The following is a 16,540-nucleotide window of genomic DNA, read 5'->3' as shown; positions in this document are numbered from 1 at the left end:
TTGCACATTGTAGAAGTGGATGCTAGGTGGAATTAAAAGTTAACGATTGCAGATTGAAAAGTTGATAATTCAAGTGGAGTCGAAGAATGTTTGAATATCAAAAAAAGTAGCAAGTTACATTATATGAAGTAATCAGGAAATGATTGAGTGATTTGATACTTAAGTGGTTATTGTTTTTCATTTTTTTTACAAGAACAAAGAAAGGAGTAACAAAATGAGTGAAGAGTTAAATGTAATCGATCATCTAGAATAAACGGAAAAACTTGTATTGATGGCTTTCGCGGAGTGATCAAATGTTGGTCCATTTTTTTGAATGAAATTTATCTAAGGTTGAGAATATTTATTGGCCGAAAATGGTGATTATTATTTGTACGCCGTCTTATAGGCCCAGGCCAATAGCCCATTGTGGAACTGCATGCTAAGGGGAATTAAGAGTTGACCATTGACAATTGAAAAGTTGATCTTCCCATTGAATTCGAATAATGTTTGAATATCAAAGAAAACATCTTGTTACATTATATGAAGTATCGTGAGTATCTTGTGTCATTTAGAAGTGAACCCGGTGTAAGTCTTACTCCACAAACGAATCCTTTAGGGATAGTTGCAGAAGACAGAGATGGGAAACGGTCTCGAGGAGAATTACTTGTCAGCTCAGTCTCAGGAACAGAAATTACGGTGCATCTCATACTTGAATCACAAATCCTTGGTTTGCCACTTAATCAGTCAATAACTTTTGCCGGCAGATACGAAGAAGCTACTATGAGGGAACTAGGTATAGAAATGGAAACTGAGGTAGGAACAGATCCAATGCCAGGTTGGGAGATCAATGGTCGCACTATGACGTTAGAAACAAGCCTGGAAGATGCAGGTTTTGAGGTCTTCAACGTTGGCCAACGTAATCAGATACCAAGTCCCACCTCTGGTAAATGGGACAATTCTCAGTTGCACGGATTGATGTCTCAGTTTGCCCAGGAACCAATTGACAGAAAGTCGTGGAACCTTCACTTATTGATGCTGCAGGAATCTACTCTGGACGGATTGTATGGGATTTTGTTCGATTCTGGTAGCCGCGATATAAATAAACTACCAAGACAGGGTGTTGCAGTATTCCAAAAACCCATAAAGGAACGAACTGATTGGAAACGTAAACTGATACAGACGACCGTACATGAGCTTGGACATGCCCTGAACCTTGCACATAGATTCGAAAGGGTTGTGGGTCGTGCAGATTCAAATTCATTTATGACCTAAATTGGAGAAAAAAGTTAATAACTATGCAATGTGTCTTCCTGGATGCCGAAAGCATCAAAAATAATTTTTTGTCTTTTGGATAATTCGCTGAGAATCGGATCGTTTTTCTCTATGTGAGTGATTTTTAATTTTTTGAGTTCAGCAAATAATTCTTTTACTGTGTATTTGTTAAATAACTTCTTTTCCTTCATAACTCTTGATGCTTCTGCATAGATAATCAACGCAACAAATTTTATAAATAAACGGCCATCGACATTATATTGACTATGTGCTCGCAACCTATCTCCATTCATTTCATTTTTGTATATATCAAACATTTTTTCAACCTGATCTTTTTGGCGATAAAGATTTAATACTTCCGCTTTGTCCATTTGTTGTTTGTTTGTTATTAACACAAAGCTTCCCATTTTATAAATAAACGATTTTATCTTTTTTGCATTTTTTTCTATCCGCAATGTCGTTTTATTCTATTTAAAATAATCTCTGTATTTTTCTGGAATATTTAACTTTCTATATTTCAGGTATTCCTTAAGCACTTTAAAACTTTTATCCTTAAACTTCTCCTCGTATTCGAATAATACTGAGAAAAAATTATGTTTTTGTTCTACTTCAGATTTTTCATTGAAAAAAATATGTGCGTCAAATTCGTTTCCATCAAATTCAAAAGGTCTTTGCTGGTAATGCAGTATCTCTTCATTGAATTTAAAGGCACTGGAAAGATCTGACAATAATCGTTTATTTTTTTTTATTAAAGTCTTTACTTTTTTTAAGCTAAAAGGCAGTGGCTGAACAAAGGACACTTTGCTTTTGCTGTTATTCATTTCCAATACATTTGCTTTACTAAAGAAACCTCTATCCAGCACAAACAAAATGTCTTTTAGCTTGAATACTTTCAAATACTCAACGCAGTTCTTTAAGGTAGTAACATCTACAATACTTCCAGGGTATAAATTGTAATAAATGGGTAAAGAGTGATTGTGGCAAAATGTTACTCCCATATTTAATTGAGGTAGATTCTCTTTATCACGATTGTAACCCCATTCTATAAAATCAACGTTTGTAGAGTAGCTGGAAATAGAAGTTATATCGTAAAATATCCCGCTGATTGGCTTTAAATGTTCTATCCATTTTTGAACAAACTCTACCCTTTGTGATTGCGATCTTCCCAAAATATCACACAGTTTTGATATGTCAGGAGAATACATCTTTTTAACTCTCGGCAAATTATGCTCATCAAGCCAATAAGGAAACAGGTACAAGGCCGAGGCTTCTATAATTTCATAAAATGCTAATGCTAATATCTCTTGATAGTTATCAGGAAAGAGAGATTTTAAAATCTCCGTCAATCCAAGCTTGTCTGATAAAAATCTTAGCAAAAAGACGTTGCCTTGTCCTTTTGAGACCAAACTGGAACGGATTTGCTTGGTTTTATCCTTATTTACGTTCCGTTTTGGACCGATATAGGTTCTTCGTTGACGTGATTGCTTTTTTGCTTTATCCCAGTAACTTTCTACCTTGTAGAGGTATGTCCTACCTTTTATTTTCTGCTCTACAGTATAAGCCATAGTATTAACTATTTAATAACTAGTAAATAGCCGTATAGTACGGTATATACAGTATTGTACAAATATTAATTCATGGTTATTAACTATTTCTCCAATTCAGGTTATGAACTATGACTGGAAATACCTAGGTGGTGATAATAAAACAAAGTTTTGGCGTGATTTTGCTTTTACGTTTGATCCTGATGAACTAGCCTTTCTAAGGCACGGGCCATGGGGAAATATTATTCCTGGTGGCGCAGAATTTCATACCATCCCATATTGGGAAAATACAGATGGTGGGTATGTGCCTTATATACCTGAGAAACCTTCGAATGACTTTAGAATAAAGATCTCACCGCCTCAAACAGGAGCACTGTTCCAATTTGCACAACCAGTCTTTTTAACTGTAGAGCTTTCTAATAATACTGGGCGAACTATGAATTTGCCAAAATTTCTTCTCGATCCAAAGGCAGGTTTTCTAGAACTGGTGGTCAAAAGACGTACCTCTCCTGCAGGTGGAGGTGATTCAAGCAAACGATATGTTTTCAGGCCAATAATGCAGAGATGCTTTGATATGGATGTGGCATCTGCTGACATTGTGCCTCAAGGCGGTAAATTGGTGGAAAACGTTAATCTTACGTTTGGATCGGCAGGTTTTACATTTGTAGAGCCTGGAGATTATGATGTTACTGCCGTATTTACGTGGCCAAAGAGTCGGAAGGAATACCGTACAATTAAATCAAGCATATTACCGATCAGAATCGCTTATCCGAAAACAGATGAAGAGGAAAAAGATGGTCTGGAATTGTTCAGGTGGGATGTAGGTTACTACTTTGCCCTGGGAGGATCAGATGTTTTAACTGACGCTGAGGATGTTTTGAATGCTATTATTGACAGACGTCAAGGTAAGGCAAAGTCTGTCACTGATCCACTTGTAGCTTCAATCATGCGATGCAAAGCTATCAACCAGACACGTGATTTCGTAACATACCAAGATGGAAAGTTCAAAATAAGATCTGCCAATCCGGAAAAAGCAAAAGAGATGTTTTCCGCAATTAGTGCAATTATGCCTAAGGTGTTTGATACAGAGACATGCTCTTCAACCTCTAAACTAGCAGCAGAAGTAAAGAAGAAAGTTAAAAAATAATTTTGGAGAACTAAGAAATGAATGATGAAGGCTCAAAGTTAGGCACGTCTATGAACGTCTCTACTTCAAGCAGGACGATGATTTTTCCAGTTTTAATCACTCCTTTCTTGAGATAGAAGAGAGGGAAAAGGTATGTGTCAATTATTTTTCTCAGCTTACTCTGTTATTAACAAAGATTTTAAAATAATGAGAGAATGGGTAGGGAGAAAGAACACATTTGTAGGAAAATTAACTCCTTCGGGTATTGTTTTGGTCATTGCCTGACTTGCCGCCTTTCAGTCGATATTGATGTTCTGGTTAGTGGATTGGGAGGGAAAATGAATTAAGACAAAACGAAAAAAAGTATTTCTTAAAGAGAAATGTATAAGAAGTGAAATTTTGCATGATAATTTCATAAAAAGGAGAAATTAGATATGCCAGAAGAAAACAGTAACCAGATCAATTACCCAGAGTTTAAAATTGCCTGGATGAACTTTACAAAGAGTGTGAGACTTCTGCTTGTCCCACAACAGGATGATCGTCCATTGGATCAGTACCTGGACTTTAGAGATTCTGTTTTTGTGATTGTGGAGAGTGAAAATTTCCTTGATAAACTTCAGGAAGCATGGAGACCGTTTACTGACATATCTCAAAAAGAAGTTGGTGAAGCCCTAATCAAGGAGTTGAAAGCATTTCCACGAGCTATAGAAGTTGCAGAAACTATAGAAAAGAGTACAACGGAGTCAAAAGGTCATATAAATAGATGGTTGGGAAGAGCTTCTATTGTGACAGGCAGTGTCAAAGATCTGCTTGACAATGTACCTTATGTTAAAAGCGCTATTACCCTTTTTGAGGAGTTAATTAGCATGTTTAAGAGGTAGGAATATTTATTTAGGTTTTATTGTAAAGCATAAGCTTTTTTCGTAACGATTATTTCGCTATATTGGAGTAAAACAAATGGACAACGTGATTGAATATGAGAAAAAATGGATTGCCGGATTAAATCGAAGCGATATTTCGGTTGCCGATGAAGTATTTGATAAGTATTGTGATTTTTATCTCGACGGTAGTCAAAAACCAATTAATTTGGAAAAATTTAAAAATATGGTAAAAAAAGATCTGGACGATTTCCATGGGATGAAATTCGCCATCAAGGATCAAATTATTTCTGGCGACAAGAACGTTTTTCGATGGATAGCAGAGGGCACGTGTAAAGAAAATCTTATTCAACGTGAAGGTATTATCATAGACGAAGTACTCAATGGCAAAGTAGTCGTGCGATGGGAACATTCTAGTAAGAAGGAGATGATGAAACAGCCTAATCCTTTTGCAACCGGGTAAGTGTTGTTCCAATGCACCATATTTCGGACTGTTAAGCGGTAAGCTTGATAAATTTAAAGAGCTTTGCTAAGAATTGGTTAAACGAACGAGCAAAGAACCAGGCTGTCTTTATTATGGGTTCAGTTTTGATGAACATAATAAGCACAATGCGCATTGTCGTGAATGGTACTCTAATGCTGAGGGGTTATTGGCTCATATAAATAATGTAAAGGATTTACTTAAAAAGATCAAAGAGATTGCTTGAACCTATCGCCTGGAGATTTGTGGTCATAGTGATGAAAAGAAAAGCTTAAGACGCATTGGGCAAAACAAGAACCACCTAACCCCATGAATTTAATTTTTGAGGTGGGTGTTCAAAAATTGATTGTAGGAGGAATTATGTTTGGGATTATGTTTAGAGTAAAATCCAAACCAGATAAATATCAGGAACTTGTTGAATTCCTGAAGCGGGATGGTAAATACTGCAGTGACAAAGAATCAGGGTCACTTAGATTTGAGTTTTATCCAGATCCGAATGACAAATATGTACTTTACGTTTATGAAGCGTATCGAGATGAAAATGCTTTTAAAGAACATCAAAAGAATGATCCTTATCAGCATTGGGATAAGGTCATTAGGCCTGGGTTAGAAGAGTTCTGCGTGATCTTCAAATGCGATGCAGTATGGTCGCAATCAGAATAAATAAACTTTCATCATTGAAGCAAAAAAGAAGGTATAAAACAAATGGGGGAACGGGTTATTGAAATAATATTATATTTAAAATAGCACGTCGATAAGTCTTGGTTTTTTTCATAAGTATGTAACTATTCAAAAAAAGGAGAAGGTATGAAAAAAAGCCTAGGTAAGTATCTCCGAAAAATAATTGTCGTTAGACAGGAAAAATAGTTGACGCCAGACAAGAATAGAAGTTTTCGGATTAGATAGGTTATAGGCTGTATTATTATATGTGAGGAATCATCTCTCAGAATACGCGTCAGTCCTCGCAAATTGACATTGGCAGCTTGCTACGCTATCGCTATTGTTTAATTTATACCAAGAAAACCTTGAAACGAGTAAGCAGGAGTCGAGATAGAATCAATATTTCAATAGTAAAAATATAAATATTTGTTTTTGTAGTAGAAGAAGAATAAGTATGATTTCCATTTGGACAGAAAAGTATATGCTTGAGGTGTCACATTGTAGTGGAGGGTGTTTCTTTTGCGAAAAAAAACAATATGAAAGTTAAAAGATGTGTGGTGGAGGATTAGAAGGCAAAAGAAAGAAAAAGAAGTTATTGATTCTTAATTTGATGCTTTCGTTTCTCTGTGACGCAACAGTTAATAAATAAAGTGGTGTAGACTATGGGAAATGATACAGGAACAATTATCGCCGCGGTGATTGGTTTAATAGTCGTCGTAATAACATGGGTAATCTCATATCGTCAAGGCTAACTCAAAGTAATGCAAGAACTTCAAATTGAGTACGACAAAGAGCTTCGTAAGGAAAGAATTGTGCATTATAAGGAGCTTTGGAAAGAATTAAAACCTTTGGCGAAGTATCCAGAGCCGGAACCATTAACTCATGACAATGTTAAGTCGCTTGCGGTATCACTCAAGGATTGGTATTTTACAGGTGGAGGCTTATTTTTGTCTGCCGGAACAAGAGAACGCTATTTCGATTTACAAGACGGTTTTAAAATTCTTTTACAAAAACAAGCAAAAAATTGGCCTTTTGATAGTCAGAAACCGCCCCTTGTAACATTGAAAGACTATCTCGAAAGACCTCAAGATTGGATATGTCCAGATACATTGTTACAAATTGCTGAATCTATTTTAGATCCGATGTGTAAGACAATTCCAATAAAAAATGTTGCCCACCTGCAAAAACTTGGCAGCTCTCTTCGCACTAGTATTACAGATGATGTATTAACACGACAGGATACTGTGTTGCGAAAGAGCGGTAACGAGAGAAATAGTAAAACAGATATAAATTCCAATATAAAGTGTTAAGGGTCAGTCCTCGCAAATAAGTAATGGCACTATTTTGTACGTTTGGTATATTTGCAATTATACCAGTGAAACCAAGCATTGATTATGAGGAGCAGTATATCATTTAATGAGTCTAGGAAACAGGGTAGATGAGATATGCCGGGATAATGCTGACCGTGACTGCTCCTTGAAACTTTAACTGAAGTATGTGCAAGGATCTGTTGAGTTATTCATGTTTTATGTGCTTATAGATAACCATTGTCATATTCTACAAGAAACTCCAGCAAATAATCTGGTTGTTGGCATTAAATGGTTTCATGGTACATACGCTCAGAGATTCAATGCTGAAATACTTAATTGAGAGGACAGCCCCTTTCACTTTTCAGATTGGAGGAACACACTATGCCTGATGTAATCGAAACTCTGTTTAATGATTTAAGATCAAGCAGGAAGAAAATGAATCGACTTCTCGGTGTAGGTTTAACGTTTGCGTTAATTGCTCACTTTTATGTCGTGGAATCATATTTTGAATACAAAAAGCGGGAGTTTGTATTAACGGCATCTTTAAAAGAAAAGAGTGTGCAATTTGAACAACTTTCCTCGCAATCTGATATGCTTAAAAAGCTGAACCAAAAAATAAGTGAGGCCTTGAAACATGCCCAGGTTCAAATAAAAGAATACCCTGTGCATTTGCGAGGAGTGTTGCCAAAGATACAAAACACACTCTCTTCTCAAACAACTGATAATACATTTCAACAATCAGCACCAGCTAAGGTTGATGGATTATCTATACCATCTGAAGTAACAGAATTTGCTCCTGCCGTAAGCTGGTACGTTAATACCTGGTTTAATAATCTGATAGACAAACTTAAGGATGAAATCGTAATCCCTATTAAACAGGCGAAAATCATATTAAATAATGATGACGGTTTTCATTTAAATGATATAGCCCAGCAGGCCATTACTGATATTAAAACGTTTCTTAATGGGTTAGATCCTGGATTTTGGGAAAAATACTCTGGTCCAGTAAGTAAGGAATCCGCAACTATTGGTCTTATGGAAGTTGTGGACAAATCATTTGGATTAGTGAAGAAAGAGGTTTCAAAATTTGTTAATGAAGTAGAAAACAAATTAAATATAGTAAAGATTGAATTGGAAGAGAATGATAAAAAACTGGTTAAATCGCAAACTCTTAAGAAAAAGCTAGACAAGAGAATTAATTCACTTGAATCTCCATTTGGTAGAATACCAGTTGATCTTCCGGAGTTGATGAAGCTGTTTCCAATCCTTCTAGTCGGCTTGATAATTACGATTGCTGTTACTTTTTACAAGGGAATGAAATTACAAAGCATATTCAATGTTCAATTAAAAAAGAACAATACGACTGATAATGATGATAATATTATCAAAAGTCTTGCTGATTGTTGGTATCTGCCAACATACACTACGATTTTCTATCCTTTTATTTTAGGAATTTGTGTTGCAATAATTATCGGCATATATATACGTTCGTCCTTGCTTGTTATCACAGAACCGGCATTTATCATTCCATTTAGTAGTGATGAAGTTAATATTCTGGGAAGAAATATTTTCCTTATATCTTATATATGTGGTGCCATAACAATTTTTGGGAGTTTGTATTTTATTGTAAAAAATTGTAAGACTAAATGATTTCATTATCATAAGACTCATTGGATTTTAGATTTTTTCCATATCGAAATAAAACAGTATTAGTACTTTTAGTACATGGTATATTATTTTAAGCATCTTCCTGGCTGAAGCAACTTTGGCAACATTGTGTTCCTTACGCTGCTTGAGCTCTATGTATTTTTTCTCTATCCTCGGTATACAATTAATTACCAGAAAACCTTGTAAAATAATAGCTATTGGGGAACGGTGTCACCTGTTGGGTCATTTGTGACAAGTCTTGAATATAATGAATCAAAAGTTGAGTACTAGGCATAAAAAGGATCACAAGGGAATAACGTTACTCAAACGTGAGAGATATAGAGAAGCCGAAGAAGCTACGAGTAAAGCGGTCACCATGGACAAGAAGTATCCCCCTTTTTTTAACAATTTTGGAGATGTTCTCCTGAAGAGAGAAAAGTATCATCAGGCAGGAGAAGCCTATCGTAAAGCATTAGAAAACAATCAAAAGGGAAGTAATAGTGAAGAAAAATTTCGCGCTCATTTTGGTCTTGCAAAGGTGCATGCACTGCTTGCTGAAAGAGGAAAAGAGGATTGGATGTGCAGGGAATCATTAAAATATCTTGATCATATAGGAATTTCCTTTTTAAGCTAATAAGCTTAAAAAGGAAATGATAAAAAACAGTGAAGCTGAATCTGCAACTCATATCAACCAGGATCAAAACAACAAAAGCACCTTATACAATGGCATTTTCTTGAAGCATCATTAATAGAGAGATTTAGCATTAGTTCTGAAGACAAACTAAGAGAAGAGATAATCAGTAGCCAGAAAGCCCGTAATGAATTGCTGAAATGGAAACTGATACTCGTTGGGGTCCTTGGTTCAACCGGTCTAGGTTTAGAAGACTCTGCAATTCCAAGTGCTTGCCTGATTCTCTGTATAATACCTTTCGTTTGTGTTTACGTAGATTTACATTGCACACATCTATGGCTGCAAATTCATGTTATCGGGGAATACCTGAGAAGGAAAGGCTTTAGCGAGTATGAAGTGTTTGCTCAAAAAGCAGAAGAACAAGGTTTTTTCTCTTTAGAAAAATATATAATTTATTGGTCAACTATTTTCTTTTCTGCTGCCAGTAGCGCTATCGGTATCATTCTAACTACTAAATCTACTAATAATGGATTTTATATTACTTCAGGATGCCTAGGTATAGCTTTTAGTTTGATAACATATTATTACTATAAAATTAAAATGAAAAAACTAAGCAGAAATCCGTTAGACAATTAATTAATCATAAGAATGATATTTTATATAAAAAGCTCTGCATGTGTTTTATTAAATGGTATGACAAATTTCTTATTTGTTTTCAAATTTTTAAATAGAATAGCGAATACAGATTAGTAAAGGAATATATTCTATGATTCGTAAGAATAGAAATAATGAAGAAAATCAGGATCATTTAAGATCACAAGATAATTACTCAGTCAAACATTCATTAGAATATACAAGGCGAGTCAATCAAAACGTTGAATCGTGGTATACCAGTGCTGATAATAAAGCACAGATTCTTTTGACGCTCAATGGTGTGTTTCTCGGTTTTCTTGCTTCTTCTTTTTTTTCTGATATGAATAAAATTGAAAAAATAAATGAATATTTTGGTTTGGAAACGCTAGGTTTTCTTTCTTTTATGGTTTTAGGTGTTGCTGCTTCTATGTTTGCTGCACTTATGTGCTTACGTTCACGACTTCATGCTTCTGAAAGTATGAAATTTGAAAAAAAGAGTCCCACATGGTTTTTTGCTGATATAAGTAAAATAGAGACTGAGAAATATGTAACCATGCTTAGTGAAGTAAATGAAGATGTTGAACGGGATACAATGGCGGTAGAAACATCACTTCTCTCTACAAATGTTGTAGCTAAACATATATGGATCAATCGTGGTTTTAGCTTTTTTATTTCCGGTCTATTTTTTTTTCTCATGGCAGGGACGAGCTGCTTTATTAGGTTAAGTTATAAAATGGATAATAGCTATAATTTATGGCCTACAATATTAGGAGCTATTGTAATAATTATAGGATGGAGTGTATACAAAATATTAAAATGAGGTTAGGGCAAACAGAAATATTGTCAATTTGAACTTCATTAGAAAACTACTTCTATAAATTCATAGCGGCTTTTGTAGAATTTGTCGTTATTGATACTATCACTACATGAATTTCGGTCTGAAAGAAAAAAATGAAGATAATATATTTAATAGCAATTGTATTGGCAATTTTTTTTATAATTGGTAATGATGCTATTTTTGCAAATACGAATAAGCCTGGTTTAGAGAAAACACCGAGTGAGGAAGGAATTGATATCAATAATATTAATCAGAAGGATAAACTTACTGATTTAAATCCTAAGTACCCTAAAAACGGTGATGATAATCAATGGTTTTTTTCTATGATAAAGCACCCACTATTTATATTGATGTTTGGATCACTTGGTTTTCCACTTATTCTGATGTATATACAAATTCGTCAAAAATGTTTCGAATTAAAGACTGACCTTGTAAAGGAGATGAGTGAATCTGTGATGGCGATTATTGCAAAAACGGATCTATTATTCGAAAAATTATTTAGAAAAAAATGAGATACATGGAGGTATAGACAAATTGAAAAACGATTTGCAGGATAATGTAATAGAATAGGAAAGTAAAATGTTGTACAGTAGGTTCTAAAATTCATGCTTATTATACCAGAACCAAAAAATAAAAATTTAATTACCAATTATAGAATTACACCTGATGTACATTTTAAAATTAAAGGACATGAAAGATGTAAAAGATAAAGATAAAGATAAAGATAAAGTAATAAAAAACTTAGAGGAAAAAGTTTATGATGAGATTATCAAAAACAAAAATAGTTCCTCATTAATAACTGTGGGTAATGTTTCAAATTGGGATGCCTTATTATTTGAAATGAAAGTAGGAACAAAAACATCAACGACAAAACTAATAACATCTAAACTGAAGCCTGATCAGTTAGAAAAGTTCAAAACAATAGATGTAAATCAATTAACTGATCAGATGAAAGAGGACATTGTTGCTGCGTATAACGCTATTACGGATAACTTGACATTTTATAAGGAAGAAGTTGCTGGTAAAGGCATTATACTTTCTTCTGAATTGCAAATGGAACTTAATAATCTTAAGGAAGTATTAGATAAATCAGGAGAATTGAAGAAAGAAGAATGTAACTTGTCAGTTTCACAAAAAGAAGAAATTAGAAGGTTCAATGTGAGTATCTTAATGGAACTTTTCCCAAAGTTTTTTTCATATAGCAAAATAAATGAATTTAGGATTCCAAGAATAGAGAAAAAATTCATTAAATTTATAGATGAGAATGTAGAAAACTTAGATAATAAGGATAAAGACAATGTAGTGAAATATTCTAAAATGGCACTAAATGATATGTGGGCTTATTTATGCAAAGAAATGGAAGATTATCAAACCGACATAATTAAAATTGTAAATGGACGTGGCAATCAAAAAATTGATGAAAAACGTTGCAAAGATATTATAAAGATAAGAGATTCTATTCTTCATAAAAAATATCTATTGATAAAAGAAGTCCTAGAACGAAAGATAACAGGAATAAAATGGCGCTGGTCTTTGTTGAATATCTTGAAATTTTCATATTTTAAATATAAACCAGACATCTATTATGATTAATTTTGTTATACAAAACATCTACTGTCAATTAATAAGAAATAATATATTGAGGTTGGTAGTACATTGCAGGAGTGGATGAGTAATGAAAAATATTAATAATTTGACAGTAAACAGTTAACAGTAAGGCAGTAGGATTTTCAACTTTTATTTATATTGTTTTTCCTATTACAACGAAAAACGTTATCTGTCTTTCACTTTCTCAATAACATTAATCTCGTTTTTACGGTTACAGAAAAAAGGGTTTTAAACCGGTAAGGGAATGGGAAAAAATAAGAATATATTTTTTGGTAAATTAGTGTCCTGCGGTTGCCGCTTTTGTGAAAATACACTTGAAATATATCCAATATTTTATATCATCTGTTTCTATACGGAGTCTATAGAAGTGAATGTTCGGTTGGTGTCTAAAATGATGACTAAAGGAGTGAATAAATGAATATTAAAGCGATAATTCACGAAGCAGAGGAAGGTGGCTTGTGGGCGGAGGTTCCAGCACTCCCGGGATGTGTAACACAGGGTGAAACAATGGATGAAATAAAGTCTAATCTTAGAGAGGCTGTTGAAGGTTGGTTGTTGGTGGGTAGCCCAGACAGACGAGCCGGGAACAGTGCTAGAATTTGCTGTATGAAAGCTGTTTCTGGTAAACGACTATCCAGATTGGCTGAGATGAAGGGATGGAATCTTGCAAGAGTTACTGGCAGTCATCATATATGATTTCGTTGATTTAATCCGTATTTGAAAAATCGTCGAATATCACGATTTTCTAATTGAAAATCTCATTTTCTAAATTTTAAAACTAACGCACGCTTACAGCAACCAAAATCGTTTTGAGTAAGCATAATACCGCTTTTGCTAAACAAACTCGGCCATTACCATGTTTCTACGTGTTTGTTGCCATCGCATAACCGTACTTTTGCCCATACCTGATGTGTCTTTTGACATTACAAGCAATAGCAGAAAATATTAACTGCAATCGAGTTTGTGCTTCATTCAGATGTCGTGATCTTCTAACACCATGACCCAAGACAAGCTCACTTACGATTGCCACAGCACCAGCACGCATAGAACATGCTTTTAGATGCCCAGGGTCTTCCATGTATTTATGGTGACGGACAGCACCGGTATAAGATCTTTCATCAAGGGTTAGAGTTGCTACTTTAGTGCCAGTTTTTACCGGAAATCTTTTTTTCAACCGACAGAAAAAACAAAACAATGGAAGTAAAATTTCCCCTTAGCTCCAAATAAAATAATATGTTTAATTGTCAGTTAGGAATTGTGGATTGTAAATTTGATATTCGATTTTCAGTACTGTGTTTAGGGTCAGTATTCGTAAATAAGCATTGGCTGTGTTACTCAATTTTGCTATTTTTTTTCCTCATGACAGTGAAACCAAAAATTGAATATGATGGAGCAGTATATCATATAATGAGTAGTGGTGACAGACAGAAGGCGATTTTAAGGGATGATAATAACCGTGAGAGTTTTTTTTAACCTTAACGGTAGTATGGAAAAAAACCGGATGGATTATTCATGCTTAAGTGCTTATGCATAGCCATTATCATACTCTACAGGAAACTCCAGCAACTAATCTGGTTGTTGGCATGAAATCTTTTCAGGGTACATACACTCAGAGATTCAATGCTAAAAATACTTTTTGAGAGTACTGAACCTTTCGTATTTTGTTATACAAATTAAAGCAAATAAATATAGGAAAATATGATTTAAGGAGAAAAGTATGGTCATGTTTGGACAAAATGGACAAAAAAATTTATGTTACGGCCAGCGGCTCATTGCAGAGGTGGATGTATGTGGAAAGGTGAAAGGAGAAGAGTGAAGAGTGAAAGAGATTTCAATTATTTCTCTCTGCGTACTCTACTATGAACAAAGAAATGTTAAATGTTATCTGTCTTTCTTTCGTTACCGCCTCGATCTCTTTTACCATAACAGAGACAAAGGTTTTTAAATCACTACGCGAATGGGCAAAAAGCAAGAATGCATTTTTTGGAGAATTAATATCCTGTGGGTACTGCCTTGGTCATTGGATTGCATTTGGACTGGTTGCGATCTACCAACCAAAGCTTTTTGAATTATGGCATATTTTAGATTGTTTCTTAACAGCATTAGTTATTGCCTGGCTTGCCGCTTTTCAATGGGTGTTGATGTGCTGGTTCATGAAGAACGCTGACAAGTAAACACAATCTTTTTGGCAAATTAAAGAAGGACTGTTGCTTTTTGTTTCTTTTCTCCTGAGTTTACTGCATCCCTTAGCTGATAAAATCTTCTGTAAGTTTCTAATTGCAGAAGGAGCTACAACCACCCTTAATCCCTCTTTTATAAGAGGGATTATATTTTTCCCTCTTTTATGAAATGTGAGGGGGAGGGTAGTAGCTTTAATGGTTTATTTTTATTGGCCTACGTTATCAACTATCGCCTGTACCAGCCCGGGGATAGTATATTCAGTAGCTTTTATCGAGATGTCAATATCCATCTCTTCCGCGGATTCATTGGTTATTGGCCCTATGCTCGCAAACTGAACATTGTTTTTAAATGCCGTTAAATTGTCCTCACCAATGATCTTGACAAAGTTTTTCACTGTGGAAGCGCTGGTGAATGTGACAATGTCAACTTCTCCCGCTTTGAGTTTATCAAGGACTATATTGTCTCCATCAGTTGCAAGCACTGTTTTGTAGGCAATGATATCTGAGACCTCAGCTCCCAGCTTTCTCAATTCCTCAGGGACATAGCTTCTCGCAATATCAGTCCGAGGCATCAGGAAACGTTTTCCTTTAATCTCCTCGACTTCCTGCAGCGCTTCTACGACACTTTCAGCGACATATTTAGGTGGCTGACAATCAATTGATACATGAAATCCTTTTATCCGCTCTGTTGTTGACGGACCTATGGAGCATATCTTAACTCCTTTAAGGTCCCTGACGTCACGGCCCAATTCAAATATTCTGTTAAAAAATGCATCTACTCCATTTACACTCGTAAAGATAAGCCAGTCAGTAGAGTCTATTCTTTCCAGTTCACTGTCGAGGGGGCCGAAATCATCTGGAACGGTTATGTTTATTGTCGGGTATTCCAGAACATTGGCGCCAAGTTCAATGAGCTGGTCTGAAAACACACTTGCCTGGTCTCTGGAACGGGTTACTATTATTGTCTTGCCGAAAAGGGGCCTTGATTCAAACCAGTTGAGCTGATCTCTGAGGTTTACCACTTCTCCTACTATTGTGATAGCAGGGGGTTTGATATCTTTTGCTATTTCCACGATAGTTGATAATGTGCCGGTTACGGTCTTTTGCTGAGTTGTGGTCCCCCATCTTATAACGGCGACAGGAGTGTCCGCGGAACGTCCGTGTTTGATAAGCTGGTTGACTATATTGGGAAGATTTTTGATCCCCATATAGAATGTCAGTGTACCTAAACCCGTACTTAATTTCTCCCAGTCGACATCACTCTGGTTTTTTGTCGGATCTTCATGGCCGGTGATAAGCCCGAAAGTAGACGTGCAGGTGCGATGTGTTACAGGGATACCGGCATAATTAGGTGTCGCAATAGCTGCCGTTATACCCGGGACAACTTCAAAGGCAATATTATTATCTTTTAAAACAAGTGCTTCTTCTCCACCTCTGCCAAAAACATAAGGGTCTCCACCTTTCAACCTGGTGACAATCTTGTTTTCCATGGCTTTGTCTACAAGCAGTTGATTAATGTCTTCCTGTTCCATTGTGTGTTGATTTCCTTTTTTTCCAACATAGATCATTTCAACATCTTTTTTGGAGTTTTTTAACAAGACAGGGTTTACAAGATAGTCGTAAACGATGACATCGGCTTTTTTTATACACTCAAGTCCTTTTACAGTAATCAGCCCGGGGTCTCCAGGGCCAGATCCGACGAGATAAACAATTTTATTTTTCATAGTTTCTTACCATTTCTTTTTTCAAGTTA

16 protein-coding genes and 2 pseudogenes are annotated in these 16,540 nt (G+C 35.3%); 15 read left to right on the top strand and 3 right to left on the bottom strand.

Annotation, left to right across the window (positions count from 1 at the left end):
• Positions 1-540 precede the first annotated feature (540 nt).
• Complete coding sequence (locus SCALIN_RS05565) at positions 541-1,251, top strand: hypothetical protein (RefSeq protein ID WP_133111688.1); 711 nt, start codon at positions 541-543, stop codon at positions 1,249-1,251.
• A gap of 14 nt (positions 1,252-1,265) precedes the next feature.
• On the opposite strand, the pseudogene SCALIN_RS05555 reads toward SCALIN_RS05565, so the two are convergent.
• Positions 1,266-2,816, bottom strand: a pseudogene (locus SCALIN_RS05555) (IS1634 family transposase).
• A 103-nt stretch (positions 2,817-2,919) separates the two neighbouring features.
• Between SCALIN_RS05555 and SCALIN_RS05550 the strand changes: the two are divergent.
• The 13 genes and pseudogenes from SCALIN_RS05550 to SCALIN_RS23795 form a co-directional block, all read left to right on the top strand.
• A complete protein-coding gene (locus SCALIN_RS05550; RefSeq protein WP_096893411.1) occupies positions 2,920-3,942 on the top strand; it encodes a hypothetical protein in 1,023 nt (340 codons plus the stop codon).
• A gap of 413 nt (positions 3,943-4,355) precedes the next feature.
• Positions 4,356-4,802 (top strand): hypothetical protein, encoded by a 447-nt coding sequence (locus tag SCALIN_RS05545; RefSeq protein ID WP_096893410.1) that lies wholly within the window; start codon positions 4,356-4,358, stop codon positions 4,800-4,802.
• A gap of 76 nt (positions 4,803-4,878) precedes the next feature.
• Positions 4,879-5,262, top strand: coding sequence for an ester cyclase (locus SCALIN_RS05540; RefSeq protein ID WP_096893409.1), 384 nt, complete (start codon positions 4,879-4,881; stop codon positions 5,260-5,262).
• Between the two features lie 73 nt (positions 5,263-5,335).
• Positions 5,336-5,506, top strand: coding sequence for a putative quinol monooxygenase (locus tag SCALIN_RS05535; RefSeq protein ID WP_203415358.1), 171 nt, complete (start codon positions 5,336-5,338; stop codon positions 5,504-5,506).
• 134 nt (positions 5,507-5,640) lie between these two features.
• Complete coding sequence (locus SCALIN_RS05530; RefSeq protein WP_162532167.1) at positions 5,641-5,943, top strand: putative quinol monooxygenase; 303 nt, start codon at positions 5,641-5,643, stop codon at positions 5,941-5,943.
• A gap of 758 nt (positions 5,944-6,701) precedes the next feature.
• On the top strand, positions 6,702-7,250 hold the full coding sequence (locus SCALIN_RS05525; protein WP_096893407.1) for a hypothetical protein: 549 nt from the start codon (positions 6,702-6,704) through the stop codon (positions 7,248-7,250).
• A 381-nt stretch (positions 7,251-7,631) separates the two neighbouring features.
• Complete coding sequence (locus SCALIN_RS05520; RefSeq protein ID WP_096893405.1) at positions 7,632-8,900, top strand: hypothetical protein; 1,269 nt, start codon at positions 7,632-7,634, stop codon at positions 8,898-8,900.
• Positions 8,901-9,177: 277 nt separating this feature from the next.
• On the top strand, positions 9,178-9,531 hold the full coding sequence (locus tag SCALIN_RS05515) for a tetratricopeptide repeat protein (protein WP_162532166.1): 354 nt from the start codon (positions 9,178-9,180) through the stop codon (positions 9,529-9,531).
• A 189-nt stretch (positions 9,532-9,720) separates the two neighbouring features.
• Positions 9,721-10,164 (top strand): hypothetical protein, encoded by a 444-nt coding sequence (locus tag SCALIN_RS05510; RefSeq protein WP_096893401.1) that lies wholly within the window; start codon positions 9,721-9,723, stop codon positions 10,162-10,164.
• Positions 10,165-10,294: 130 nt separating this feature from the next.
• On the top strand, positions 10,295-10,981 hold the full coding sequence (locus SCALIN_RS05505) for a Pycsar system effector family protein (RefSeq protein ID WP_096893400.1): 687 nt from the start codon (positions 10,295-10,297) through the stop codon (positions 10,979-10,981).
• Positions 10,982-11,112: 131 nt separating this feature from the next.
• On the top strand, positions 11,113-11,511 hold the full coding sequence (locus SCALIN_RS05500) for a hypothetical protein (protein ID WP_096893398.1): 399 nt from the start codon (positions 11,113-11,115) through the stop codon (positions 11,509-11,511).
• A gap of 178 nt (positions 11,512-11,689) precedes the next feature.
• On the top strand, positions 11,690-12,592 hold the full coding sequence (locus SCALIN_RS05495; RefSeq protein WP_133111686.1) for a hypothetical protein: 903 nt from the start codon (positions 11,690-11,692) through the stop codon (positions 12,590-12,592).
• A 429-nt stretch (positions 12,593-13,021) separates the two neighbouring features.
• Positions 13,022-13,174: pseudogene (locus SCALIN_RS23795) on the top strand (type II toxin-antitoxin system HicB family antitoxin); the annotation flags it as partial.
• A 295-nt stretch (positions 13,175-13,469) separates the two neighbouring features.
• Here SCALIN_RS23795 and SCALIN_RS05485 read toward each other — a convergent pair.
• On the bottom strand, positions 13,470-13,781 hold the full coding sequence (locus SCALIN_RS05485) for a hypothetical protein (protein WP_096893392.1): 312 nt from the start codon (positions 13,779-13,781) through the stop codon (positions 13,470-13,472).
• Positions 13,782-14,466: 685 nt separating this feature from the next.
• Between SCALIN_RS05485 and SCALIN_RS05475 the strand changes: the two genes are divergently transcribed.
• On the top strand, positions 14,467-14,781 hold the full coding sequence (locus SCALIN_RS05475) for a DUF1360 domain-containing protein (protein WP_096893388.1): 315 nt from the start codon (positions 14,467-14,469) through the stop codon (positions 14,779-14,781).
• Between the two features lie 212 nt (positions 14,782-14,993).
• On the opposite strand, the gene cobA is transcribed toward SCALIN_RS05475, so the two are convergent.
• Complete coding sequence (gene cobA, locus SCALIN_RS05470; RefSeq protein ID WP_096893386.1) at positions 14,994-16,511, bottom strand: uroporphyrinogen-III C-methyltransferase; 1,518 nt, start codon at positions 16,509-16,511, stop codon at positions 14,994-14,996.
• Positions 16,512-16,540 lie beyond the last annotated feature (29 nt).

The organism is Candidatus Scalindua japonica (assembly GCF_002443295.1).
Taxonomy (GTDB): domain Bacteria; phylum Planctomycetota; class Brocadiia; order Brocadiales; family Scalinduaceae; genus Scalindua; species Scalindua japonica.
Note: the sequence above shows the minus strand (reverse complement) of the source record. Positions and strands in the feature narration are given on the sequence as shown.

Bases quoted from the DNA above. Each gene is read 5' to 3' on its own strand.
- SCALIN_RS05550 (WP_096893411.1), top strand. From the start codon at position 2,920: ATGAACTATGACTGGAAATACCTAGGTGGTGATAATAAAACAAAGTTT.
- SCALIN_RS05545 (WP_096893410.1), top strand. From the start codon at position 4,356: ATGCCAGAAGAAAACAGTAACCAGATCAATTACCCAGAGTTTAAAATT.
- SCALIN_RS05540 (WP_096893409.1), top strand. From the start codon at position 4,879: ATGGACAACGTGATTGAATATGAGAAAAAATGGATTGCCGGATTAAAT.
- SCALIN_RS05530 (WP_162532167.1), top strand. From the start codon at position 5,641: ATGTTTGGGATTATGTTTAGAGTAAAATCCAAACCAGATAAATATCAG.
- SCALIN_RS05525 (WP_096893407.1), top strand. From the start codon at position 6,702: ATGCAAGAACTTCAAATTGAGTACGACAAAGAGCTTCGTAAGGAAAGA.
- SCALIN_RS05520 (WP_096893405.1), top strand. From the start codon at position 7,632: ATGCCTGATGTAATCGAAACTCTGTTTAATGATTTAAGATCAAGCAGG.
- SCALIN_RS05505 (WP_096893400.1), top strand. From the start codon at position 10,295: ATGATTCGTAAGAATAGAAATAATGAAGAAAATCAGGATCATTTAAGA.
- SCALIN_RS05500 (WP_096893398.1), top strand. From the start codon at position 11,113: ATGAAGATAATATATTTAATAGCAATTGTATTGGCAATTTTTTTTATA.
- SCALIN_RS05495 (WP_133111686.1), top strand. From the start codon at position 11,690: ATGAAAGATGTAAAAGATAAAGATAAAGATAAAGATAAAGTAATAAAA.
- SCALIN_RS05475 (WP_096893388.1), top strand. From the start codon at position 14,467: ATGAACAAAGAAATGTTAAATGTTATCTGTCTTTCTTTCGTTACCGCC.
- cobA (WP_096893386.1), bottom strand. From the start codon at position 16,511: ATGAAAAATAAAATTGTTTATCTCGTCGGATCTGGCCCTGGAGACCCC.